The organism is Lachnospiraceae bacterium oral taxon 096, assembly GCA_018141845.1.
Lineage (GTDB): Bacteria > Bacillota > Clostridia > Lachnospirales > Lachnospiraceae > F0428.
The window spans coordinates 100,551-124,730 of sequence record CP073340.1 but is presented as its reverse complement, the minus strand read 5'-3'; the positions used below and the strand labels follow the sequence as shown (position 1 = coordinate 124,730).

Genomic DNA, 24,180 nt, shown 5'->3' with positions numbered 1-24,180 from the left:
GATGGATGATTATATGGAAGTATTTCTGAAATGCATAGAAGGCGATATAGATAGCACTAAAGCGTCAGAACTTATAAGACAACAGGCGGATGCTTTTTTGCTGTCTGAAAAAATAAAAGAGTATGAAAAAGCAATATTATGTTTGACCTATTTTATTCGGTATTGTCAGTACAATACTGGAAAAATAAATGGAAATGATTTGATGTTGTTTCTAAGAGATTTTGTGCTTTATGTGGGGAGAGTTCGATTCCCAAGGCTTATTCAGGATGCTGTACGACATGATGGGAGTAAATTGGGCTTGTTTGTTGCAAGTGATGGTGCTGTTGATGCAACTGTTATAATTCCAGAGGCTTTGAAAGAGCAAAAGACATACATAGAGGAAGTTTACTCATTATCAGAGGTGGAGATACAGAGCAACCGAACTTCATTCGGAGATGATTACATCTATAAGTTTACGAAGTTTAAAAAATACTGTTCTTTAGAGCAGAAAGTAGCTGTACATAGTGCTATAGATTTGCCGGATAATTATACCCTAATGATTTCGCTTCCCACAGGTGGTGGTAAGAGTCTGGTGACTCAGCTTTTAGCAGCTACTGAGGCAAAACTGACATTGGTAATAGTTCCAACAGTTTCTCTTGCGAAAGACCAGTGTTTACAGGCAAAGAGCTGCATTACGGATAAAGTGGCCTGTGATAGTGTTTTCTGTTATCAAGGAGACTCAGATAATAGTGCTATTATATCGGGAATTAAAAATAAAACAGCGAGATTGATATTCACATCCCCAGAAGCAGTAATTAAGAGTATATATTTTAATAATGCAATAAGAGAAGCGGCAAAGGATGGATACCTGCATAATATTGTAATTGATGAAGCTCATATAGTTCCTGACTGGGGTGTACACTTTAGACCAGATTTTCAGATTTTTTCAGTAATACTGAATGAACTGCAAGAGGCTTCAAGGAAGCATATTAGAACATATTTGCTTTCTGCTACATTATCGGATGATGTAGTTGATGTGTTATTTTCATTGTTTGGTAGCGATGGTAACAATATACAGTATAGATGCGATGCATTAAGACCGGAACCAAGATACATCATAAAAGAATACAGAAATTATGATGAGAGAGTAAATGCAGTAATAGAGATGATTAAGTATGTGCCTAAACCTTTGATTGTATATGTGATTGAACCGGATACGGCTAATAAGTATTGTAAACAACTTAGAAGTATGGGATTTACCAATGTTTTCTCTTATACGGGAGATACTTCAGATATGGATAGGAAACTACTTTTGGAGAAATGGAAAGCCAATGAATTTGATGTAATGATTGCTACATCTGCATTTGGTATGGGCGTTGACAAGAACAATGTAAGAACTATTATTCATGCATGTGTGCCAGAAAATCTCAGTAGATTTTATCAGGAAGTAGGAAGAGGTGGTCGTGATGGCTTGCCATCATTAAGCATTATGGCGGTGTTTACATCAAAAGATGACAGCAGAAATGATTTATCTGTAGCTTTTGGATTGGTCAATAAGAGTATTCTGAAGAAAGAGAATCTATTGATTCGATTAGATAGTATTTTAAAAGACCAGAGAACGCTGATTGAAGGCGATATAATTATAGTGAATGTAAATACAGTACCCAATTCCTTTACTGATGATGAAGCTCAATATGCTGGTATGCGTAATATGTTCTGGAATACTAATATGCTGTTGTTACTACATAGGAAAGGATATATCAGAATAACTCATGTATCTTATGATGCTCAACAGAAAACATATATCTTTACATTGAAAATACTTGATGTTGCCCTGCTCTATGATAAAGATAGACTGGGAGAAAAAATTGCTTCAGACCGTCAAAATGAATATGATATGCGAGTAAGTGGATATCATAAGATGGCTGATATTGTACATCATCCAAAGGCGAAATGTTGGGGAAGGCAGTTTGTTTCTTTGTTTTCGCTTGCAGAGCCAATATGCAGCGGATGCCCAGCACATGAAGGAAGGACTTCTGCAATAGAAGATAGGATAAGAATAAGATTGAAATCTGAAGTTGATTGCGAGGTGTCGGAGCTGTCAAGACTTCTTAAAAGATATATGGGACCTCTTACAGATTTGCTTGTTCCGATAAATGATTATCGTGATTTAGATATAGATCTGATAGGGGAAAAGGCAAAGAAACTAAATGTTTCCTGTGTGGTTTATCCAGATGGATGTGAACCAACAAGAGAGGTAGGGTGTTTGTTTTTCTCTCACAGTGAGTTTATAGTGGTAGCATCTAAAGTTGCATGGATTATGAGAAATGGATTGTTCATTATTCTATCAGACAATGCCAATAATAATAATATAATTTTTGAGGCGGCTAATAAGAATGGTATTGAGTATTATAGAAAAGTCTGGTGTTGCAAAATAGATACTATGATTCTAAGTAGGAATAGAACGATTCATGATTTTCTCAATTGTAGGACTTGCAATTTAGAGACCATTTAAGGAGGTATTTGCGTGTTCAAGGAAAACGATAATATGAGACCAGGACCTACACCTGAACGTGTGCTGGCTGTTTGCCGGTTGATAAGTCAAGGATCATATACAAATCAGGATATTTACAAGAAATGTGTGTTGAATGAAGATGCTGATTTGAATGATGAAGCGATCAGATCTTCTATTGATTCTGCTGAAGAGCTTGGTTTCATTAAGAAGAATAAAAATAGATATGAACTTGTAATAGATGTGAAATATTTGGATACTGCCAAAGAGTTTCGGAGACTTGTTTCTTCTGTTGCATTCAAAAATAAAAAGACTACCTTTTTCAAGCTCACAGAATGGTTTATAAAGAATTCTGATGAGGTGTTGAAGCTTAACAGATTTGATGATCTTGCTGCTACAGCAGCAAGATCAGGAGTTTTTTCTGTAACTGAGAATGATATTTTGGGATGGAGATTCTGGATGCGGTATTTAGGGTTTGCTTACCAGTACAATAAGACTCTGATTCCTAATATGAAAACAAGGATAGAGGATGTATTGTTAGATATACCTAAAGATACAAAGATGTCATGTACTCAGTTCGTAGGTTGGATTAAGGAAAATATACCGGAAGCGGCTTCGGCCTGTACGGAGGCCTTATTGCCCTTGGCTGTTTCAAACGGATTAAGAATATTAAACAATGAGGGTGTAATAGAACTTGTTTCGACGAGAGATGCTGTCAGAACCTCATTATATCAGCTCAACGGGGTTGAACTTAATGACTTTTCTGAAATCGTAATCAGGGGGTGCGACTGATGAATTGGATTGATTGTTCTGATCGTATGGATCAATATGTCATCAAAAAAGATGGCACTGCGGTTGACAATGAATACTTCATGGCGACCCATGTTCCTTTTAGAGAACTTGAATTTATTGAGTTCGGAGACACAGATTCTAAATCGATAAATCTGACGGAAGAGCAGATATATGAAAAGTACATAGTTAATAAGGCTAATAAACATCAAATGATCATAGTCCGCGGCATGAACGGTACAGGAAAATCTCATTTGATATACTGGCTCCATAATCGTTTTATAAATGATAAAGATAATTATGATGGAGGCAAGGAAAAAGTAATTTTCTTGCGTCGATTAGGTAATACAGTTCGAGGTGCTGTCCAGCAGATGCTGAACGAAGGGCTAGTACAGGATAAAGAATTATATGAGAAATTCACAAAGTTTTGTGATGCGGTTGAGTCGCAAAGCGAATCTGAATTCAAAACATCTATATACAGCGAATATGTAAAGCGTGTAGCTACAGATGTGTCAAATTCTACATATAAACAGATAGCGTGTAAAAATATAGCAGCGTTTCTTTACGATTTGCGTGTGCAAGAACACTTGATGAGAGCAGGAGGACCGATTGATAGATGTTACCAAATGATCACATCCGGAGCTAAAGCTATGGTTACGGATTCTATGGAAATAATTTTTGACAAGGAAGACTTTGTATTTCCTCGTAACATAGCCAATATGATAAAAAAAGATGCAGCTCAAGAAGTAAGGAATTATTATTTATATGATTTAAGGGATGATGAGGATGCTATTGCTAAGCTGGTTTCATACCTTAATCATTTTACATCTGGAGTTATGCAGAGTTGTGCAAATATCACCAGCGAAAATGCAAGAGATCTATTTGTTAATTTGAGAAAGTCATTATGCAAAGAAGGTAAGAATCTTACAATCTTTATCGAAGATTTTACATCTTTCAGTATAGTTGAAAGTGAGTTAATCACAGCTCTTGCAGTTGAAAATGGCGGTGAATATAGTGATTTATGTCGAGTTACATCTGTTATTGGAATTACGGACGGATATTATGATTCGTTTAGAGATAATTTCAAGGATAGGGTAACAAAGCAGATAAAGGTGACGGAACAATCTTTTAGCGATGATGAGTTTCTTTTGGAACTTGCTGCTAGATATCTTAATGCTATCTATTGTCCAAGAGATATTGTAAAGGATTGGTATGATGGAAACACAGAGAATAGTTCTTTACCTGATCCTGCTTATAAGCCTGACATAGAATGGGATTTCGTAGAAATCAATAAAAAGCAGTATACACTCTACCCATTTAATAAAAAGAGTCTGATTTCTCTTTATAACAAATTGAAGCACAAAAGTCCGAGATATTATTTGACATATGTAATCCAACATTTCTTCGCACATTTTGCGGATGGAATGGAATACGGGGATAATTGGAGATTCCCTGAGATTCCAACATATATCTCCGTTGTTACTCTTCAACCACCATATGCAGATAGCGTTGAAAATACTGATTTTTTAGATTCAGATAAGCAACGTTTGAAGGTGTTGTTTAGTATATGGGGGGATGAGACGACAGAAGCCAGAGGGAATATAGTAGGTGGAGTTAGGGCGGAGTTCCTTGCATCAATTGGATTGGGAGCATTTAAGGGAGTGGAAGGAGGCTCTTCAGCAACACCTATAAAGAAACTGCAGTCATCTGTAGCAGGGAAAGAACCAGTAAAACCTGCTCAATCTCAAAAAGAAATAGCTCTGAATAGAAAGAAAGAGGATATAGAGAGCTGGTTTGAAGAAAAGAAGACTTTAGAGTATTCGTCTGATTATAATAAGTGGGTTGGGAGTTTTGTTGTTCAATCCATTGCTTGGCAGGACGAAGGATTACCGGGAGATCTTGTAACGCAAAGACTAAGAAATGGTAGCTTTGTCTATATAGAGGATTCAAAGCTTGATACTAATCAGAACAAGGCAGTAGTAATCCTTAAAAGAAATTCAGAAGCAAGAACCATTCTTATGGGATTATCTCTGTTCGATTATTATAAGGACTGGGAATTTGAAAATGCACCATATTATCAAATGGTGTTGATTAATTGGATTGAGAAGAATAAACAGACCTTTATTAATAATCTTTTTGGAGATAGTGTCGGAGAGAAAGAACATCCAGTAATTACATGGTGTATGGCAGTAGGATATATTCAAGGCTTGATAAATGGAATCAGTTTTGATGGGATGTCTGAGGAACAATTGCTTCATCAGATAATGTTTGAAAATAGCAGCAAGATTATTTCAGAAAGAACGAACAAAGAATGGAAAGATGTGCTGACTTATCTTACAAATCAGGCATCTATGCGTGGCACAGTGAGAAATTCTCTTATTTCTGGAAGCAACACAATAATGGGAATTGTCGGTGATACTGCCTCTGGAAAGGTTCAGTTTTACAGAACTTATGAATTGTTTAATTCACTAAGACATTTGGAATCCAAAGGTTGGGATATTAGTAGCGAATTAGCAAATTACAATTCAAAAGCATATGAAAATATACGTTCATATCTTCAGGGGTTATATGCTAAAGTAGATATGGTAGTTACAAGCGAGATGAAACTTACTGAAAAGACAATCAAGAAATTTGAGGAACTCTTGGGGACGGATCCGTCGGAAGAAGACTTTATTGATGTTGTGAAGGCAATAAGTGAGTTTTATAGAACATGTAATATGGCTCATGAAGTGTATGCCAGTGTATTGAAAGAACAATTTGAAAGGAAGACTCCAAAAGAACAGGCCAAAGAGGCAATAGGCTTATATCATTTGTTAAAAGATAATTCTAAGAGCAAAGATAATATGAGACTGCTTCAAATATTTGCAGAAGCTCCGCGTGAAAAACTGGATGATATTATGTCGAGTCTAATACAGGTTGAAACCTTTGCACTTAAACTGAAAGACAACCATAGTAAAATGTCGGGGGATATTGATCAGATCGATCCGCCTATTCTTGAAGAGGCATTAGAGGAGCTGGAAAGTCTTAGCAACACAATAGAAGAGATGGAGGTGTAAGGATGATATTGGAATCACTTAAATCTACTAATAGTACAATTTCATATTCGGTTCAGGCTACGAGTAACAAACAAGCTGCAAAAGCATTTAAGGATCAGGTGATTACATTGAGTCAATACACATCGCAGCTTGAACAGTTATTGAATCTTATTAAAGCTATGCAAAAAAAGAAGATTTCATCAAAAATCTTTACGGTAGAGATAAAGGATTCTTTACAGGAAGCTGTGGATACATGTGGTCAGAAGACAAAGGATCATACATTAGATGTAAGTGCTGTGACAGCATTAAAAAACGCAATAGAGCTATGCCGCAAAAATGTTGATATTATCTGGAAGGAAGCTGCAAATGATCTCTCTAATGATGTTGAAAATTCTTTGACATCGTTGAAAGGGCTACTTCAAAACAAACAAGAGGCAGAAGATCTTTTGGAAGCTTTGCAAAAAGCAAAGGTTTCAATTCCGAGATCTTCAAAGGCGATAGATATTTTTTTAGAGAGTGTTAAACGAGGCAAAGGTCTGATTGATGGACTTCATTTGGACGAAGAAGCGGAGAAGTTTATTGGGAAAGTAAGGAATCAACAAGCTACAGTTGCTGATCTTTCTCCACACATTATGGATTGGTTAAAGGAGAATCACTTGACTAGACAAATAAAAGTGATATTCTAAAAAGAGAGGGAGTGTCATCGATGACATTCCCTCTTTGATATTTATATCATAGATTTTACAACAGATATGAAATCACTAAAATCGATATCGCTTTGGCCATTCCAAGATAGTCTTATAGCTTCAGACTTTCTTTTTTCACTTAACCCCATTGCATCGAGGACATAGCTCAAAGTATGCGAGGATGAATTACAGGCTGAACCATTGGAAAAAGAATACATATCTCCAAGACACAAGAAAGCAGCCTCTGCATCAAGTCCATCTATGCTTATGTTGACAGTAGAAGGAAGGCAATATTTAGGATCACCATTAACTTCGTAAGTAAGACCAGTAATTGCTTCGAAAAACTTTGCTTTTATGGCTTTGCATTTTTCTATAGAAGAAATAAGATTTTTTTCTGAAAGCTCAACTGCTTTGGCGAAGCCTGCAACAAGTGCAACAGGCGTTGTGCCGGGTCTAAAACCTCTTTCTTGCCCACCACCATACATCAATTGCTTTATTGGAGGATTTTTGTAATTGGTGTTTCTTTTCCTGATTAGTGCACCGATGCCTTGTGGTCCACCAATCTTGTGACTGGCAATACTTAATAAGTCATAATCCAGTTTGCGGATTTCTGGATTTAGCTTACCAAGAGCTTGTGTGGCATCGACATGGAAGGGAATACCAAGCTTTTTTAATTTTGTTCCAATTTCATCTACCGGCTGTATAATTCCTGTCTCGCTATTGACAAACATGACTGAAGCCAGACATGTTTGATCAGATACTTTTTCGAGAACATCTTTTGCTGAGACTCGACCTGATGAGTCAGGTTTAATAATATCTACTTTGTATCCCTTGGATTCAAGATAGTGCAGCGGCTCTAAAATTGCTTTATGTTCGATGGCTGTTGTTACAATGTGCTTTTTATCGGTTTGTTCTGCATATTCCTGTATGCCTAAAATGACGGTATTGTTGCTTTCGGTTGAACCACTTGTAAATATAAGTTCTGATGGATTAATACCAAGCACAGATGCTATAGATACTCTTGATTCGTTAACCAGCTTTTGTGCATTGGTGCCATATATGTGAGTGCGACTGTCGGCGTTACCAGGAGTGTTTTTGTATGCTTCTATCATGGTGTCCAACACTTCAGGGAGAATTGGAGTAGAAGCATTATAATCCAAGTATAGGGACATAGCTATTCCTCCTTTGGCAAGGTGTTGATAAGATCATGGATACTTTTGAGAACATCACGTGAACTATAATGATTAATGCCTCTATTTAAGTGTAATCGGAAGTACCGATATAGAGTTTCTGGATTATCGCTTAACCCATCTGTAAGACAACGAACACGAATGAGTTCCTCATATATTTCGTGGTATTCACCAGCGAATGTAAGCCAAGTTATTTCTACATTGCTGTCTGACTGGGGATCCACGCCACCTGGAATAGATTTTTCATTTAATGACCAGCATAAGGCCCATCTACAGATTATATTCCAGTTTTGTATTCCAGTTCTGGACTTTATTCGTATCAGCTTATCTTTTTCTGGTTGTGAAAGCTTGAATTGTTTACAGATCATTATATCTACCTCCAAAATATCCTGGTTCTATAGTACTACATTTTTCGGAGTCATTATATATAAGAGTGTATGCCTTATTAACATATACTTTTATATCATCCAGGTATTTTCCATTAATTTCTTCGTCTGTAGAGAGAACAATTACCTGAGAGCTTGCATTTGGAAGATATTTGTTGATAAAGTTGCTTCTGTGCACGGAATCAAGTCGAGCCATAGGCGTATCAATTATTACTGGGAGCTTATAGCCAGATGAAAGAGCAAGCCCCCATAATATTGATATAGCGAACATTTGCTTTTCTCCAGCAGATAACTGATCCTTAAGGAGTACACCACCTTGGTAATCCTTCAAGATAATATCAAGCGTTTTAGGGTCAATGGTAATGGATGTTATTATGGCTTGCTTTTGGGCAAGGAACTTAAAACAGGAAGTGATGTTCTTTTCAAGAATATTGACTTTTTGAGTTTGCAGTCGGTGAACAAATTCATGCATTACATCTAATATCATGGTTGAATACTCAATTATTCGCACATTATCATCGCTTGTATCTGCATTACTTGCAATTTTCAAGAGTACTTTGTTTAGCTGATGTTCAATTTGTTCTTTTTCAAACTGAGCGGAGTGAATTTGAACATCACATCTAGATATCTCTGTTTCTAGCTTGGTTTTCTTGGCCTGTAATTCCTTTATTTCGTTAAGGAGCTTGATAGTATCATTCTTTTCGGCACTACTGCTCAGGTGAACTTCTAATTGCTCTAGCTCAGTTATAACTTTTTGGTTTTCTGAAATAATACTTATCGCTTCGGATGATATCCGTGTTATATCTTCACTTATGAATTTTTCCACAAGAGATTTGGCTAAAGGCGTAATAATATTAACAGCTTCTGTTTCGATCTCGTCTTCAAGCTTTTTGAGTTGAGTATTTACAAGCATTGAAAGAGTTTTGTATGAGTCTGTTGAAGCAGGAAAGCTGCTCTTAAACTCTTCGAGTAGCACTTTATATAGCTTTGATACAATCGGATATGAATACTTAACAGCACGGGATTCTTCACTGGACATAATCCTGTTGTATGTTGTTACAGCAAGTTCCTTGCACAGACATATAGGAGTAGCGGGATTGGAAGCCAAAGCTATAGCTTGTCCTTTAAGTGTGCTTTCTCTGTCTTTTAATTCATGTTGATCTCTGATTATGTCATCGTGGTTTAATCCAAGATTTCCGCCTTTTTTCCAGAAAGACTGTTCGGTTTCTTCCAACTTATTAACTGTTTTTTCAAGTTCAGGAAATAGGCCGGCACGCTGAGCATAAAGATTCCGTATTTTTGTTTCACATTGTTCTATAGTTGTTGATAACTCTTCGGATTCTTTTGTCAATGCAGAAGTCGATGATTTTTTCAGGCTGGCATTTTTTTCTTTTCGTATTTTCTCGATATGTGCACAAAGGGTTTCAACGGTTGTAACACCCATAACAGATTTGATGGAATCCTTTATTTTATCAAACGCATCATCGTCAGCAATTTGGCTTATTTTTTCATTGTCGAAAAAGAAAAATTTAGCGATACCATAGGGGATAAGTTCTTCCACATAATATTCCCAGTTTTCTGAGAGATAGCTATCTTTAATGCCGTTTTTTTCTACGATCAGATCTGTTGCAATCTTACTATCTGTTTGAGACCATATTCTGGTTATAGAGATGATGGTATTTTCATCATTATCCATGACCATTGTAACCTTTACATGGGTTGTTTTATCAACAGCAGATTTGTTTATCCTGTTTTTAAGCACTTTGTTATAGGCTTCTTTTTTACCTACGATATATTCGATGGCTTTACGTCCATATAGGCACAGGAATATAGCATCAAGAATAGTTGTTTTTCCACGACCATTCATTCCTCCAACAAGTGTTATATTCTGTTTCTTTTGCTGATCAATCAGTTCAATATTCTGTTGACCTTTGTAAATGCCAAAGTTGTATAATTCGATTTCTGAAAAGTACATTTAGCAATCCTCCCCTTTTAAAGCAGTTGGAGAAGTATTTATTGGTTCATCAGTATCTGAATACTCTTCGTTGGCATAAATACTATCATCAACTAGGCCTTGTCTTTTTCTACGCATATGTAACATTTCCTCTGCGTCTTCTTCATTCTTAAAATAAGCGTGCTTTATTTTTGTTTCAATATTCTTTACAACATTTCGGCGTGCACTTATAGCAGAGTTTTTTGCTTCCATATCGAGTAAACTACTACCTAATTCAAGAAGAAGTTTATGATCGGGATATAGTTCCTGACATACATCGGAGAGTATATCCCACTCATCTTTTCCAAAGTACTTATTTTTGATTATGCTGTTATCTTCAAAGTCTTTACCCATTACTTCCTTATAAATTATGGGAAGAGTATCATCAAACTCGTGCTTTTCATTCAGCCATATTTTGCGAATGAACCGCAGTTCGTCCATGGTTATCAATTCAATTTTTTTCACCTCTTTTGGACCGTTTTTTTGAATAAACAGTTGTAATTTTAAAAGCCGTCTTAGAAAATCCTCACGAACATTTTTTATGTAAGGACCGTGAACAAGGCGGTTATTATGCCAGGTGAGATTACCAGCCATTCGTCGGAAATCTCTTCTTCTTCTGTCTATTTCGTTTTGAGTGAGTTCGCTGTCTTGCTTGTAACCTGCTATGTAGTTACGGAAGTCAAGTAAAGGAAGCATCCAGGCTTTTTCTTCATCATTCTGAATCATTGCAGACAGGGATTTGTCTTCAGTGACCATTGTGCAGACCCAACATCCCATTCGGCTACCACCACAAGATGGAGTGCCACTTTCAACCACAAGCGGACATTCGTTATCAGTGGATGCACCTCTATACATTGCAAGAAGATCTTTGTTTGAGTGTCCCCACGGATTATCGTGCTGCATAAGGAATTGCCAGACCATTGAGTCTTCCCAGTTCTCGATAGGTGTGAATACATAAGTATTAGGGTAGGAACCGTTTGGACTTAGGTGCTCTCGATATCTTTTTTCTTCGTATTCTTCCATAACCTTTCGGCGTGTTGCACTTTCAGCTTTTCTAGAACCAAGTACTAAGATGGCTTCGCTTTCAGCAGCAAGAATGCTCTTGATGAATTGGTTTGATGCGTCAATTTTCAAACGGTCAGTACACCATCTGAAGTTTACACGTGGAGTGGGATAACCACGACCGATAAGGTTTACCCAAAAAGTATTCTGTATTTGAGGTGTAAGACGATGTGGTATAAGTGGAAGATAATCATGCTCTTTATCAGCAGCTATCTTCATTTTTTTTAGAGACTCGCTGGCCCACAATGCCACAACAGGAGATTCTACTAAAGTGTCTGTGCTAATAATGTGCACCGTTTTTGTCCTTTTTTCTTTAGGAAGCTGTTGCAATGCCATCCAAACTAATTGGACAACAGCAGAAGAGTCCTTACCACCACTATATCCACAAATCCATGGAATGTTGTCTTCCATATAAACCTGTTGAATAGTTTTGATTGTCTCTTGCAAAAGCTTCTTCGTTAATACAGTTGCCATGTTTATCACTCCGTTAGTTTTTTTTCTATTTTATTAATCATTTCCTGTTGAGTGGCACGGGATAATTGAACGCTCCCGTTAACGATTATTCCATCAGCCCAGCTTTTGTTCTTTTTACTCCAATCAACATTTTTTAGTTTTTTTAATTTTGTGTCCCAAGATTGGGGATACTTTGTATAGAATGAATTTCCGATTTCTCCAAGTGCCTTTATTGTGATGCTTAGTGGAGAAAGGGATTCTTTGCGGACAACAGAGGATTTCACTTCGCCGATATTAACCCTTTGCCATTCAGGCATATTTTCATATACCGTAGTCCAGTATTTTATTGCAAAGTTACGTTGCTCCTCCAGGGATAGTTCTAAATTCTTTAAAAGAGCAGTGGTTCCACGATAGAATGCACTAAGTGTGAATAATGCTACAGATCTATTTGGGACGGAAGTGTGTTCTTTATCTACTAATGTATTGAAGCCTGGGATTGCATCAATAACTTCCTTAACGAGGATAGAGGTCTTTCCACGTGTGTCATACAAGATATTCAGGGATTGAGTAGGTCTAATAGCGAACCTATTTAAATCAGAAAACATCTGCTGAGATCGCTTTAATCCTATGTCATGATAAAGAACCATGGAAATGTGTTCATATTTAAGGTTTGGATTCTTTTTTAATGCAGCCGCTATAGCAGCCTTCCTATGTTGACCATCATTAATAAGTAGCTTTGCAGACATATCAATTGATAAAGTTCCAACAGTGGAATTATCAGGGCTAGCTGGATCGAAGCATAATTCCCCATCTATGGATGCAGTTAATGCTGAAAAAACATAAGAAGTTGGATTCTGAAGAATGTAGTTGCACATTTCTGGAATACGAGATTTATTCAGTGTTCTCTGTGATCGCACTTCCGGTGGCATATTCTCATCACTGAATGTAAATAGCTTGGGAATACAACCAAGGGGAACCATAGTAACATAGTATTCCATATTCGCTTGTATCCCTTTTACAGCAGGAAAGCTGAATTTAGCAAGATTCATGTCAAAACACTCCTTAAGAAGTAATATGTGATAATACCTACAAACCTACAATATACATTATAGCAAAATTCAGAATAGATATCTATATAAACCTAAAAGGAAATCTAAAAATATTATTTGGAAGTGCAAAATAAAATTTTCACATCAGAGTCAGATTTGGGAAAAGGTGCGAGAATACCTTAAAATATACAGGTTGTGAGGGGGAGATATCAATTTTAGATCCTTGGAGAGGCACGAAAGTAGATTGTGATCAATGAGTCAGCATATAAGTTGATTATGATATTTTTCAAAAATATACTTGAGTGAAAGTGAAATTTTATTATATTAAGCGGAAGAGCATAGAAAGGAGCACAGTAGTTGATAAACTAAATTATTTTGTACTGAGAATAATTGTTTAGAGATTTGTATAAGGTTATTAAGATGTGTAATACTTTATTGACAATGCATATATATATATATAATATTAGAAGGATTTTGATAAAAATATAGAAAAATGTAATAATTAAGTTAATATAAACAAGTTATACACAGCATTGGATTCAAAAATATAAAAGAAAAAATGTAGAAGGACAGATATTGTCATCCTAAAATTTTATACTATATGAGGATCGTATGAAGGAAGAGGGAAAAGACAAAGTAAAAAGAGTTTTGGGAATTTACTCGAAACTAATGAATGGTTATACCATTGACAAAGCAGTAGAAGCTCAGAATTACAGTGTAAATGAGCGAAGTATTCAAAGAGATATTGAAGATATTCGAGAATATATGGATATGGCATCTGTAGAAAAAGGTGTTATCAATACAGTAATTTATGATCGAGATGCAAAGGGATATCGCTTAGAGAAAATTTATGATATGAAGCTAAAAAATGGTGAGATTTTAGCTATTTGCAAAATTCTATTAGATAGCCGAGCATTTACGAAGAGAGAAATGAATAGTCTTATTTCAAGACTTCTGAAATGTTGTGTTCCAAAAGCTAATCGAAGAGAAATTACAGAACTTATTCAGAATGAGCAATATCACTATATTGAGTTGCAACATAGATCTGAATTTATTCAAAAGATGTGGGATATTGGAAAGGCAATCAGAGAACATCACTATGTAAGTATTGATTATCAACGAACAAAGGATCGGGCAATCGTCAAGAGGCGAATTCAACCAGTTTCGATTATGTTTTCTGAATACTATTTTTATATCACAGCATTTATAGATGATGAAAAAGTTAGAGAAAAATTTGATATTTTTAATGATTCATATCCAACGATTTATCGAATTGATCGGATCAAGGAGTATCAAGTTATGTCTGAAAAATTCCATATTCCATACGCAAATCGATTTGAAGAAGGGGAATTTAGAAAGAGAATTCAATTTATGTATGGAGGAAAATTGCAGAGGGTTAGATTTACTTATTCCGGACATTCTGTTGAAGCAATTCTTGATAGACTGCCAACAGCAAAGATTGAAAGTGAGAAAGAAGGAATCTACACCATAACAGCTGAAGTCTTTGGGAAGGGTATAGAAATGTGGCTTAGAAGCCAAGGTGAGATGATAAAAAATATTGAAATAAAGTGAGGTATGACCGATGAGGGCATCAATGTTGGAGATACAACAATATTTAGATTTACATCCAGTAGCCAAAATGAATTTGCAGTTAAAGACGAAGTATATAAATTTATTAAAGCAATTAATTGCTGAAATGGGAAGTAAAGATTTATGGGTTGAATCGATGATTCAGCTCTATTCTTTAAAGTTATGTGATGGCAGTCAGGAAGACAAAGGCTTTAATTTTTATGAGTTATTTAAAAATTGTTTTAATTATCATTATTTTCGGTATTTTTTGCTCACAGATTGTTTGTTTATTACCGCATTGAATGACAGAAAAAAAGGCGATCAGGTTTTGAAAGGTGTGATTCAGCTCTATGGAGAGAAATACAAGAACAAACTATTGGCGTTGTTTCTTGCATTTTATCATACTGGAAATCAAACAATAATTGAAAAAATTCCTGTTCTCAAGCCAATGTATGAAGTGATTTGGAAAAATCGAGAATTTTTGGGAAGAACAGAAAAGAGAATTATGGTTACAGCAAATATGAGTGCTGGAAAATCTACCTTGTTGAATGCACTTTCAGGGAAAAAAGTAAATAAGATGCAAAATACAACCTGTACAGCTAAAATTCATTATCTTCATAATAAAGCTGGAGAGGATGGACTTATTTATGAGTGGGATCATGATCTTGAATTGGATGCCACAGAGGAAATTTTGATGGAGGACAATGAAGCAAATGACAGCAATGAAATTCATGTAGGTGCGAGATTTCGTTCTCTTTGGGATGTGGATACAAGAGTGTGCTTTATTGATACTCCAGGGGTGAATTCATCAATGGAAAGCGATCACAAGGAGATGTCTCATGAGACAATTAAAACTATAAAATGTGATTTGCTTTTGTATCTGTTTAATGGAGAGAACATTGGATCTGACGATGATATGCGGCATTTGAGCTTTGTGAAGGAAAATTACAATGGAAATATTATTTTCCTTGTCAATCGAATGGATCGGTTCAAGAAGGGAGCAGACTCTGTAGCAGGGACAATGAAGACAGTAAGAAAGGATTTAGAAAAGCTTGGTTTTCCTGATCCAAAGGTTTATCCAATTTCCACATATGCAGCATATTTGGCGAAGATGAGTATGTATGGGGAAAAATTAAATGAAGATGAGCAAGAGGAGTTGGAATTTCTAAAGAGAAAATTGAGTAGGGAAGAATTCTCTTATCCGACTTATTATCCCAATGAGGTCGATATTTCCGACAAGAAAGATAATGAGTTTGCAGATGTATTAGTTCACTCTGGCATATTATTGCTTGAAGATATTATTTTTAATTAGAGGGGGAATGTTCATAATGAAAAAAGTATTTATTAAGTACAATCCATATCGAGTGACAACCGAGATATTGATTGATGGAAAGAAAATTAAAAACAATAGCCAATTAAATCGACCAGACCAGCGCCTTCAGGAATGGGTTGATCATTTACCAGAAATTCTTTGTGAGGAGTGTGGTACTAGGAAGTTTGAGATTGAGTTTCAGGGCACTACTTTAGACTATGAAGATGTTCTTGCTGCTGCACAGGAAGCAAAAAAGCAGGATATTGAAATTAGCGTAAAGCATATTCCGGCAAAAGAGGCGAAGGATAAAGAAAAAGTCATTGACGGAATTTTTGAGGAAATTAAGAAAGGACCATTTGAAGAGTTTAGAGATCCTGATCTTGACAGGGCATTTAGGTTAGCAAAGAGCAGTGATTTTGAAGTGAATGTCGTTGCAACAATGAGTGCTGGAAAGTCAACCTTGATCAATTCCTTACTGGGACAGAAATTGATGCCAGCCAGGCAAGAGGCTTGTACGGCAACCATTACAGAAATTAAGGATAATGATGAGGAGAGTTTTAATGCACAGGTATTTGATAAGGATGGAAATCAGATTGAACAACAGTTTAATCTTACCTATGCTGTGATGGAGCGTTTGAATGCCAATCCAGATGTTGCAAGAATTCACATCGAAGGAGATATTCCATTTGTCAAAGCAAAAGACGATGTTGCTTTGGTACTTGTGGACACTCCGGGACCAAACAATGCCCGTGATCCAGAGCACAGAGTAGCGACCTTCCATATGCTTTCTGAGTCATCAAAGACATTGGTCCTCTACATTATGAATGCAACTCAGTTGGCTGTCGATGATGACAACAATTTGCTTAGTCATGTCGCTGAGAGCATGAAGGTCGGAGGAAAGCAGTCAAGAGATCGTTTTATCTTTGTGTTGAACAAGTTGGACGACTTCAAAAAGGGTGAGGATAGCGTTGAGAGTGCGATTAAAAAAGTAAGGGAGTATCTTGCAGACAATGGCATTGAAAATCCAAATATCTATCCTGCATCAGCACTTACAGCATTAAATATTCGAACCATCTTAGCACAGAGCAATGATGAAGATGACGATGAAGTTTATGATGCAAAAGGTAAGGTGCGTAAGTTTAACAGAAATGAAGAAATGCACTTTGAAAAGTATGCACCATTGTCAGGATCATCCAAAAAAATTGTGGAAAATAGATTGGCAGATGCCATAAGCAAAGAAAATACAAATGAGCAGGCATTGATTCATTCTGGAATTGTTCCAATCGAAGAAGCCATCAAGATGTATGTTGTCAAGTATGCCAAGACAGCAAAGATCAAAAATATTGTGGATACCTTCCTTAAAAAGCTTGAAAGTGCTCAGTCTTTTGAGAATACAAAGAAGGAAATCGCTTCAAAGCAAGAAGAAAAAGATGCCATTGTAGAACAAATTAATAGGATTGAGGCAAAGCTTCAGAGTGGAGAGGAAGCAAAGAAGTTTAAGGATCAAATTGCGGCCATTAATTATGACAAGGAAATGGTAAGGGTGGCCAATGATGTTATTAAGAAAGCTCAGGAAAAGATTACGAAATATTTGGCTCCTTCTCAATATTGTGGGAATCCTTTTCAAGCAAAACAAAAGAGGGAGCTTTCAGTAACGAAGGCTGCGGATGTTTTTTTGCAATTTACTAAGTTTGCAGAAAATCTTCAAGCAGAGGTTAAGGTGGAGTTGGAAAATCTTATCAGCAATAATGTTCAAAAGAGTGCGGAAGATTTGCTTGATCAATATAAGAGAAGATTGGCAGACTTAGTGGAGGATATTGATGTTGGCAATATTGCATTTAGTCCATTTGAAATGATGGAGGGAGAGATTTCGGATAACTCATTAATGGTTGAAAACTTGACAAAAATAAAGAAAGTAAAGGATGGGGAACAGTGGGTTGAAAACACAGATAAAGCTTGGTACAAACCTTGGACTTGGTTTCAAAAATCTGGTCATTGGAAAACCGTATATAAGGATGTGGAATATGTTGATAGAGAAGAATTGTCTCAAAAGTTTTTTGCACCAATTCAGGAGAATCTCTATGAGAATAGTGCTGCAGCTCAGAACTATGCAAAGGAAGCAACCAAAAGAATCAAGAGAGATTTTGCAGGTAAGTTTGACGAATTGGATGAGATATTAAAGGAAAAACTTAATGAGTTGAAAGAATGTGCCAGTGATGAAAAGGAGGCACAAAAGAAATTGGAAGAGGCACAAAGGCGTTTGGATTGGCTCAATGACATTCAAAAAAAGGTAGATACAATTTTGGATATTTAATTTTTAGGAGGAAAAATGGCGATTTCAAGGGAATTTCAAAATGCAGTAAAAGAGAAGAATATACTTAGAATAAGGATAATGCTTAAGGACAGTTTGCTTATAGATAGAAGTTTTTCGATGTTCAAAAAATTGTTGGAGCATACGGAGGAACAGGGAGTAAAGGTATTGATGGATGCTAGAGATTCACTTGAAAGAGTTGATGGACCTTGGACAGTAGAGGTGATGAATTCTGAGCTGACTAGTTTAGTGGGTGATTTTACGGAGGAACATATTCAATATGTGAAGGACATTATTATAAATATCTATGGAGAAGTGACCCAAGAAGAAATATCTCTTGTTGATACTCCCGAGGAAAGGGAGAAGATGATGAAAAAGATGGAGAGAAAAATTAGGGATATTAGAAGAAAAAAGAGGTGGAGTTGTGAGGAATCCCGCCGATTTATAGAGGTTGCTGAGAAATTTCTAGAGGCTTGCGAGGACATATAATGAAAAGAGGAGCAAATATGGCACTTACATCAGAGTTTAAGGACGCAGTGCAAAATCAAAATAAAGTACGCGTTAGAATTATGTTGAAAGATAGTCTTTTGATTGATCCAAGTGGAGATGATTTTCAACAGATGCTTGACTATACAAAGGTTCAAATGCCATCCCTTATGGATGAACATAATGGAGAAGTATTCAAAACAGCAGATCAGTGGGATGAGACCTACCTCAATGAGCAAATGGTCGCAGTGGTAAATAATTTTTCTGAGGATAGAATTGAATTATTACAAAATATGGTTTTTAAGCTGTATGAGCCACAGCAGTCAACATCACATACAGAGCATACAAAAGAGGATAGGGAAGATGGATTATCTTCAATGCAAAAGACAGGTGTGGCGGTGGCAGGAGTGGGAGCAGTTGCCATTGTCGCAGGAATTGCATTAAAGACATCAATGGCTGTGCCTATTGTGGGTGGAGTTGCCATTGTTGCTGGTGGTGCACTGTATTTTGCTGGAAAAGATTTATAATAAGGGATTCATAATAAGGAGTTAGCTATATGGCAAATGATTTATTACCAAAAACAGAAAATGCACCAGTACCTAAGTACGACAATATGGCGGCAGGATACCAGTCAGCTCTACAGCTTGTAGAGGATGTCGTTTTGAAAAGTTATATCTCAGGTTTGTCAGATTTGGATATTGTTCCGCTGAGCCAGAGCGTGTTGGATACCAATCTTGAAGAAAATGTTTTGTTTTTTAAGATTACAGAGATGGTCTATGAGAAAGAAGAGTTTGCACCATATAAATTTGCAAGTGTGTTTAACACACTTGCCTCTTCCAATGCAGGGATTTTCGTTATTATGGATAGTGATGGGGAAAAAACAGATTTCTATATGGGAATTCGCTCCTTAGATAATGAGAAAACCACCAGTTCGATTCGAAATACACTTGAGAATGCTATGAGTGGTCAATTTCCAGGCATAAAGACCAAGAACTATGATTTGGATGAAATGAAAAAAATTATGGCTGGAATCAAGGGAAATAGCATTGCTGCGGTGTCTTGTGTTGCAAATGGTCGTGAAGAGGATATTAAACATAATCAAAACTTCGTACAGGGTTTAGAGAAATTAGTTCTTTCTATGAGAGGACAGAAATATACAGGAATTATTATTGCAAATGCGACAGATCAGACTCAGTTGAGAGAGCTCAGAAGATGTTATGAGAGTATATATAGCCAGTTATCTCCATTTGCAACAACCCAGGTTAATTATGGTCAAAATGCATCGGCTGGAAAGAGTGAAAGTAAGAGCGAGGCTAGAACGAGAACAACAACAAAGACGATCAATGAGTCGGAGACAAATTCGACAACAAATTCATATTCAACATCAAAAGGAAGCTCAACATCTAAGGGAGGGTCTTCTTCGAAATTGATCAAAAATTTAATTTCTACAGCGGGAATTGTAGGTGCAGCCTTATCACCATTTACGGCAGGAATAACGGGTGGGATTGGTGGTCTTATATCAGGCGGACTTGGACTGATGGGTTCTACAACTGGTTCTTCTACATCAAATACAGTGACAAGTTCGAAATCGACTAGTAATTCAAAGACCTATGGAGAGAGCACATCGGAATCTGAAGGCTTGACCAGTACCAATACTACGGGAACAAGCATGACGAAGGGGTTATCTAATGCAATCACATTGACGGCTCATAATAAGACGATTGAAAATATGCTTAGTCGAATTGATAAGCAATTAAAGCGTATAGATGAGTTTGAAACTTTGGGTATGTATGAATGTGCGGCTTACTTTTTGTCAGAGAATCAATATGCAGCAGATATTGCAGCAACAACTTATAAGGCAATAATGAGGGGAGAAAACTCTGGAGTAGAAAGTGCAGCAATTAATTCTTGGGGAAGTTGTGAAAAGAGAAAGACGGCACTGATTGAGCAATATGTCAAAAATTTTATACATCCTGTCTTTGAGTATTCTGGATCAGTTGGGGATATTGAAGTGACTCCAAGTGCAATGGTCAGTGGAAGTGAATTGGCAATTCATATGGGGCTTCCTCGAAAGTCTGTATGTGGATTGCCGGTCATTGAGCATGCAGATTTTGGAAAAGAAGTCGTGCGATATGATCAGGAATCTTTCCAATCAGGGATTAATTTAGGTAAAGTATTTAATATGGGTAGAAGTTGCCTGAATAATGTAAGACTTGATAAGTCAAGCCTTTCGATGCACACATTTGTGACAGGCTCCACAGGATCAGGAAAGAGCAATACAACTTATGAGTTGATTCGACAGACAAATAATCTAGGGATCAAGTTTATGGTGATTGAGCCGGCAAAAGGTGAGTATAAGAATGTTTTTGGCCATTATACAGATGTTCAAGTCTATGGTACAAATCCTGAATCTGCGGAATTACTTAAGATTAATCCATTTAAGTTTGCTTCAAAAATTCATATACTAGAGCATGTGGATCGATTGGTGGAAATTTTTAATGTGTGTTGGCCTATGTATGCAGCTATGCCAGCAGTATTAAAAGATGCAATTCTTAAGTCGTATGAAGATTGTGGATGGGATTTATCATCTTCAAACAATATTTATGGGGTTCAGTTATATCCTACATTTATAGATCTTCAAGAGAGCTTGGAAGAAGTCATTCATAGTTCGGCCTATTCAGAAGAAGTAAAGAGCAATTATAAGGGGTCATTGATGACAAGAGTAAAGTCATTGACCAATGGGCTCAATGGACAGATTTTTACTTCTGGAGAAATTCCGGGTGAGGTATTATTTGACAGCAATGTCATCGTTGATTTGAGCCGAATTGGATCTTTGGAGACAAAGTCATTGATTATGGGCCTTTTGATTATGCAATTAAGTGAGTATAGAATGTCCTCAGCCGATGCTATGAATGTTCCGCTAAAGCATATGACCATTTTGGAAGAAGCACATCATATTCTAAAGAGGACATCTTCAGAACAAAATTCCGAAAGTCCAAGTTTAGCAGGAAAGTCAGTAGAAATGATTTCGAATGCGATTGCTGAAATGAGAACTTATGGAGAAGGATTTGTTATTGTAGATCAATCGCCAAGTGCGGTAGATAGTTCAGCTATCCGAAATACAAATACGAAAATTATTATGCGACTTCCAGATGAGAGCGATAGGAGACTGGCTGGAAAATCTGCTGGATTAAGAGATAGTCAATTGGATGAAATTGCAAAGCTTCCTAAAGGAGTGGCCGTTGTTTATCAAAATGATTGGGTCGAGCCTGTGCTATGCCAAGTTCAAAAGTACAAGGGGGAAGAGCAACAATATCAATATAAACCAGAGAGAAATTTGCATCAATCAACTGACAGACTAAAAAGGCATCTCCTGGAATTACTTTTGAAAACAAGAGTAAAAAATCCTGTAGATATTAACATTGATGCAATAAAGGAAGATCTATTTACAGCTGAGATTTCTACTAAGAGTAAGTTGATGATAAAGAAAATCATTGATCAATACACAAATTTTCAAGAAATTTCACTTTGGAAAGAAGAAAATTTTGAAAGACTGTCTAAAATTGTCAGTAGTATTTTAGAGGGAGAAATTTGGTTAAAATCTGTAATGGGCACAGTTTCAAGATTTGATGTATTGACAGACCAAATGATTTGTGAAATTAAAAAGCAGGTAAGAGGACTTTCTTTGGAGTATCTTGTTGCATCGGCACAATGTGTGTTGAGGGCAGAGATAAAAAAGTCAGATAACTATGGAAAAATTTATTCTGGATGGATAACAATGTTGAAAAATAAGGGAGAAATATAGATGAATATCCAATTGTTTGAACTTGGTGAGTTGTTCAATGATGTCAATTCTGAGCTCTTAGAAGAAGCCGAAAATATGGAGAAGATCACAGATCTTTCGGAACTTGACCTTCCTATTGCAAAACAAATAGATTGTGTTACATATAGTTGCTCAACAATTGAAGAAAAAGACTTCAGCCCAAATTCTACATATAACATTGATGGCGATACCTATGAGACAGATGATCTTGGTGTTCCGTATAAGAAAAATGGTGGTTTACTGCCAAATACTTCGTATGAAATCAATGGAAATTGCTATAAAACGGATGAAAAGGGACGCCTTATTAGTTGGAATGGAGATCCAAAGTATACTCCAGAAAATGAGCGCGATACAGTTGCTCAAACAGAGGCCGGCGGAGAAGATCGACAAGATGGAGATGATGGAGGACATTTAGTTGCTCGAGTTCTTGGAGGATCAGCTGGAAACGAGAATATCGTTCCGATGAGAGATACCATCAATCGTGGTGATTACAAGAAGGTAGAAAATGAGATGATTGAGGCGAAAAAGCAGGGAAAGGATGTACAAGATAGTGGTAGAGTCATTTATGAGGGAGATTCTACTCGCCCAGCAAAAATTGAAAGAACCGTTGTTATTGATGGAAAGAAAACAGAATTGACGGTAGACAATAGAGAAGGTTCAAAAGAATTGCTTGATGATCTGGATGGAGTAATTTCTGATGAAGATCGGGACAGCTTAAATGATGAAATTGCAGATATGGAAGCAGATGGAAATAAGATTTCTATTACATCTGTTACGAAGAAGTATGATGCCAGTGGAAATTTAGTTTCTGTGACTGTTGGAGTTAGAAATGAAACCGCAGGAGAAAAATCATATAAGACATTTAATGTTTAGAAAAGAGGGAGAGCAATGAATAAGCAAATCCATGAAGAGGTATTGAGAATAGAAGCCAAAGGTCTTCAAAATATTGAACTGTTGGCTCTTGTTACAGATTCTAGTTATGAAGTGATTTTTTATGCAACTTATAATGGCAAAATTTGTCAGAGCAATGATTTAGCTGAAAATGGGATTTTGTCTTTGGAATTTGTAGATGATATCTATGCATCAGTGGCTAATGTAGTAAGAAGTGATAAAAAGTTTGATACATCAAAAATGAATATTGTAAAAGCCTCTGATGAAGATGTTACAGTGGAGTATGATGAGAAGAATTGTCGAGTGTATGCCCTGAAGAAAAAATGGAAGGAATCCGTAGGAATTTCTTAGAAGTGATTTATTCTCCAGAACAAAACGCCCCCAAGTGTGCATGTACAGAGTACAGAGGCCTGGGGGAGTGGTTAAAATTATAGTAACCAGTTAAGAGCTAGTTGTCAATGTAAAGAATGTGAACTGTTGTTTATGATATTGTGAGTTAAAACAAAGAAGCACATTATGGAAACAGAGTGCCTGTTGCAATAATAAAAATACTTTGAATTGTGACTGCACTTTGGATAGTAAAAATGTTTGTCTGATTTATGGGACTCGATAAATGATGCGAGGATTTTGTTTTTATAATAATAATAGAAAAAT

At 36.5% G+C, this 24,180-nt stretch carries 17 protein-coding genes; 12 read left to right on the top strand and 5 right to left on the bottom strand.

What is annotated here, in order from left to right; translation table 11 throughout:
• Position 1 precedes the first annotated feature (1 nt).
• From J5A74_00590 to J5A74_00575, 4 genes are read left to right on the top strand one after another with little or no spacing between them, the layout of a single operon-like run.
• Complete coding sequence (locus J5A74_00590; GenBank protein ID QUI95906.1) at positions 2-2,494, top strand: ATP-dependent DNA helicase RecQ; 2,493 nt, start codon at positions 2-4, stop codon at positions 2,492-2,494.
• 12 nt (positions 2,495-2,506) lie between these two features.
• On the top strand, positions 2,507-3,283 hold the full coding sequence (locus J5A74_00585) for a hypothetical protein (protein QUI95905.1): 777 nt from the start codon (positions 2,507-2,509) through the stop codon (positions 3,281-3,283).
• On the top strand, positions 3,283-6,336 hold the full coding sequence (locus J5A74_00580) for a hypothetical protein (GenBank protein QUI95904.1): 3,054 nt from the start codon (positions 3,283-3,285) through the stop codon (positions 6,334-6,336). The genes J5A74_00585 and J5A74_00580 overlap by 1 nt, the downstream gene beginning before the upstream one ends.
• 2 nt (positions 6,337-6,338) lie before the next feature.
• Positions 6,339-7,001 (top strand): hypothetical protein, encoded by a 663-nt coding sequence (locus J5A74_00575; protein QUI95903.1) that lies wholly within the window; start codon positions 6,339-6,341, stop codon positions 6,999-7,001.
• 41 nt (positions 7,002-7,042) lie between these two features.
• Here the strand turns inward: J5A74_00575 and J5A74_00570 are convergent, their stop codons facing one another.
• From J5A74_00570 to dndB, 5 genes are read right to left on the bottom strand one after another with little or no spacing between them, the layout of a single operon-like run.
• On the bottom strand, positions 7,043-8,173 hold the full coding sequence (locus J5A74_00570) for an aminotransferase class V-fold PLP-dependent enzyme (GenBank protein ID QUI95902.1): 1,131 nt from the start codon (positions 8,171-8,173) through the stop codon (positions 7,043-7,045).
• Positions 8,174-8,175: 2 nt separating this feature from the next.
• Entirely contained in the window at positions 8,176-8,559 is a 384-nt protein-coding gene (dndE, locus tag J5A74_00565) for a DNA sulfur modification protein DndE (protein ID QUI95901.1), read from the bottom strand.
• Complete coding sequence (dndD, locus tag J5A74_00560) at positions 8,549-10,552, bottom strand: DNA sulfur modification protein DndD (protein ID QUI95900.1); 2,004 nt, start codon at positions 10,550-10,552, stop codon at positions 8,549-8,551. Before dndD ends, dndE begins: the two co-directional genes overlap by 11 nt.
• The gene (gene dndC, locus J5A74_00555; GenBank protein QUI95899.1) at positions 10,553-12,106 is read right to left on the bottom strand and encodes a DNA phosphorothioation system sulfurtransferase DndC; all 1,554 of its coding nucleotides are present in this window, start codon (positions 12,104-12,106) and stop codon (positions 10,553-10,555) included. It abuts the gene before it with no gap.
• A 5-nt stretch (positions 12,107-12,111) separates the two neighbouring features.
• The gene (gene dndB / locus J5A74_00550; protein QUI95898.1) at positions 12,112-13,134 is read right to left on the bottom strand and encodes a DNA sulfur modification protein DndB; all 1,023 of its coding nucleotides are present in this window, start codon (positions 13,132-13,134) and stop codon (positions 12,112-12,114) included.
• A 612-nt stretch (positions 13,135-13,746) separates the two neighbouring features.
• On the opposite strand from dndB, the gene J5A74_00545 reads away from it, so the two are divergent.
• From J5A74_00545 to J5A74_00510, 8 genes are read left to right on the top strand one after another with little or no spacing between them, the layout of a single operon-like run.
• Positions 13,747-14,706, top strand: coding sequence for a WYL domain-containing protein (locus J5A74_00545; protein ID QUI95897.1), 960 nt, complete (start codon positions 13,747-13,749; stop codon positions 14,704-14,706).
• Between the two features lie 22 nt (positions 14,707-14,728).
• The gene (locus tag J5A74_00540; protein QUI95896.1) at positions 14,729-16,015 is read left to right on the top strand and encodes a dynamin family protein; all 1,287 of its coding nucleotides are present in this window, start codon (positions 14,729-14,731) and stop codon (positions 16,013-16,015) included.
• 16 nt (positions 16,016-16,031) lie between these two features.
• Positions 16,032-18,329, top strand: a complete 2,298-nt coding sequence (locus J5A74_00535) for a dynamin family protein (protein ID QUI95895.1) — start codon at positions 16,032-16,034, stop codon at positions 18,327-18,329.
• 15 nt (positions 18,330-18,344) lie between these two features.
• Positions 18,345-18,815 carry a hypothetical protein gene (locus tag J5A74_00530; protein ID QUI95894.1) on the top strand — a complete coding sequence of 157 codons (471 nt, stop codon included), beginning with the start codon at positions 18,345-18,347 and terminating at the stop codon, positions 18,813-18,815.
• Entirely contained in the window at positions 18,815-19,339 is a 525-nt protein-coding gene (locus J5A74_00525) for a hypothetical protein (protein QUI95893.1), read from the top strand. The genes J5A74_00530 and J5A74_00525 overlap by 1 nt, the downstream gene beginning before the upstream one ends.
• Before the next feature lie 29 nt (positions 19,340-19,368).
• Positions 19,369-22,617, top strand: coding sequence for an ATP-binding protein (locus J5A74_00520; GenBank protein QUI95892.1), 3,249 nt, complete (start codon positions 19,369-19,371; stop codon positions 22,615-22,617).
• The gene (locus tag J5A74_00515; protein QUI95891.1) at positions 22,618-23,508 is read left to right on the top strand and encodes a DNA/RNA non-specific endonuclease; all 891 of its coding nucleotides are present in this window, start codon (positions 22,618-22,620) and stop codon (positions 23,506-23,508) included.
• A gap of 15 nt (positions 23,509-23,523) precedes the next feature.
• A complete protein-coding gene (locus J5A74_00510; GenBank protein ID QUI95890.1) occupies positions 23,524-23,877 on the top strand; it encodes a hypothetical protein in 354 nt (117 codons plus the stop codon).
• Positions 23,878-24,180 lie beyond the last annotated feature (303 nt).

Excerpts from the sequence above, each read along its gene's own strand:
- J5A74_00535 (QUI95895.1), top strand. The coding sequence starts at position 16,032 with ATGAAAAAAGTATTTATTAAGTACAATCCATATCGAGTGACAACCGAG.
- dndC (QUI95899.1), bottom strand. The coding sequence starts at position 12,106 with ATGGCAACTGTATTAACGAAGAAGCTTTTGCAAGAGACAATCAAAACT.
- J5A74_00520 (QUI95892.1), top strand. The coding sequence starts at position 19,369 with ATGGCAAATGATTTATTACCAAAAACAGAAAATGCACCAGTACCTAAG.
- dndB (QUI95898.1), bottom strand. The coding sequence starts at position 13,134 with ATGAATCTTGCTAAATTCAGCTTTCCTGCTGTAAAAGGGATACAAGCG.
- J5A74_00510 (QUI95890.1), top strand. The coding sequence starts at position 23,524 with ATGAATAAGCAAATCCATGAAGAGGTATTGAGAATAGAAGCCAAAGGT.
- J5A74_00540 (QUI95896.1), top strand. The coding sequence starts at position 14,729 with ATGTTGGAGATACAACAATATTTAGATTTACATCCAGTAGCCAAAATG.
- J5A74_00575 (QUI95903.1), top strand. The coding sequence starts at position 6,339 with ATGATATTGGAATCACTTAAATCTACTAATAGTACAATTTCATATTCG.
- dndE (QUI95901.1), bottom strand. The coding sequence starts at position 8,559 with ATGATCTGTAAACAATTCAAGCTTTCACAACCAGAAAAAGATAAGCTG.
- J5A74_00525 (QUI95893.1), top strand. The coding sequence starts at position 18,815 with ATGAAAAGAGGAGCAAATATGGCACTTACATCAGAGTTTAAGGACGCA.
- J5A74_00580 (QUI95904.1), top strand. The coding sequence starts at position 3,283 with ATGAATTGGATTGATTGTTCTGATCGTATGGATCAATATGTCATCAAA.
- J5A74_00515 (QUI95891.1), top strand. The coding sequence starts at position 22,618 with ATGAATATCCAATTGTTTGAACTTGGTGAGTTGTTCAATGATGTCAAT.
- J5A74_00545 (QUI95897.1), top strand. The coding sequence starts at position 13,747 with ATGAAGGAAGAGGGAAAAGACAAAGTAAAAAGAGTTTTGGGAATTTAC.
- J5A74_00570 (QUI95902.1), bottom strand. The coding sequence starts at position 8,173 with ATGTCCCTATACTTGGATTATAATGCTTCTACTCCAATTCTCCCTGAA.
- J5A74_00530 (QUI95894.1), top strand. The coding sequence starts at position 18,345 with ATGGCGATTTCAAGGGAATTTCAAAATGCAGTAAAAGAGAAGAATATA.
- J5A74_00590 (QUI95906.1), top strand. The coding sequence starts at position 2 with ATGGATGATTATATGGAAGTATTTCTGAAATGCATAGAAGGCGATATA.
- dndD (QUI95900.1), bottom strand. The coding sequence starts at position 10,552 with ATGTACTTTTCAGAAATCGAATTATACAACTTTGGCATTTACAAAGGT.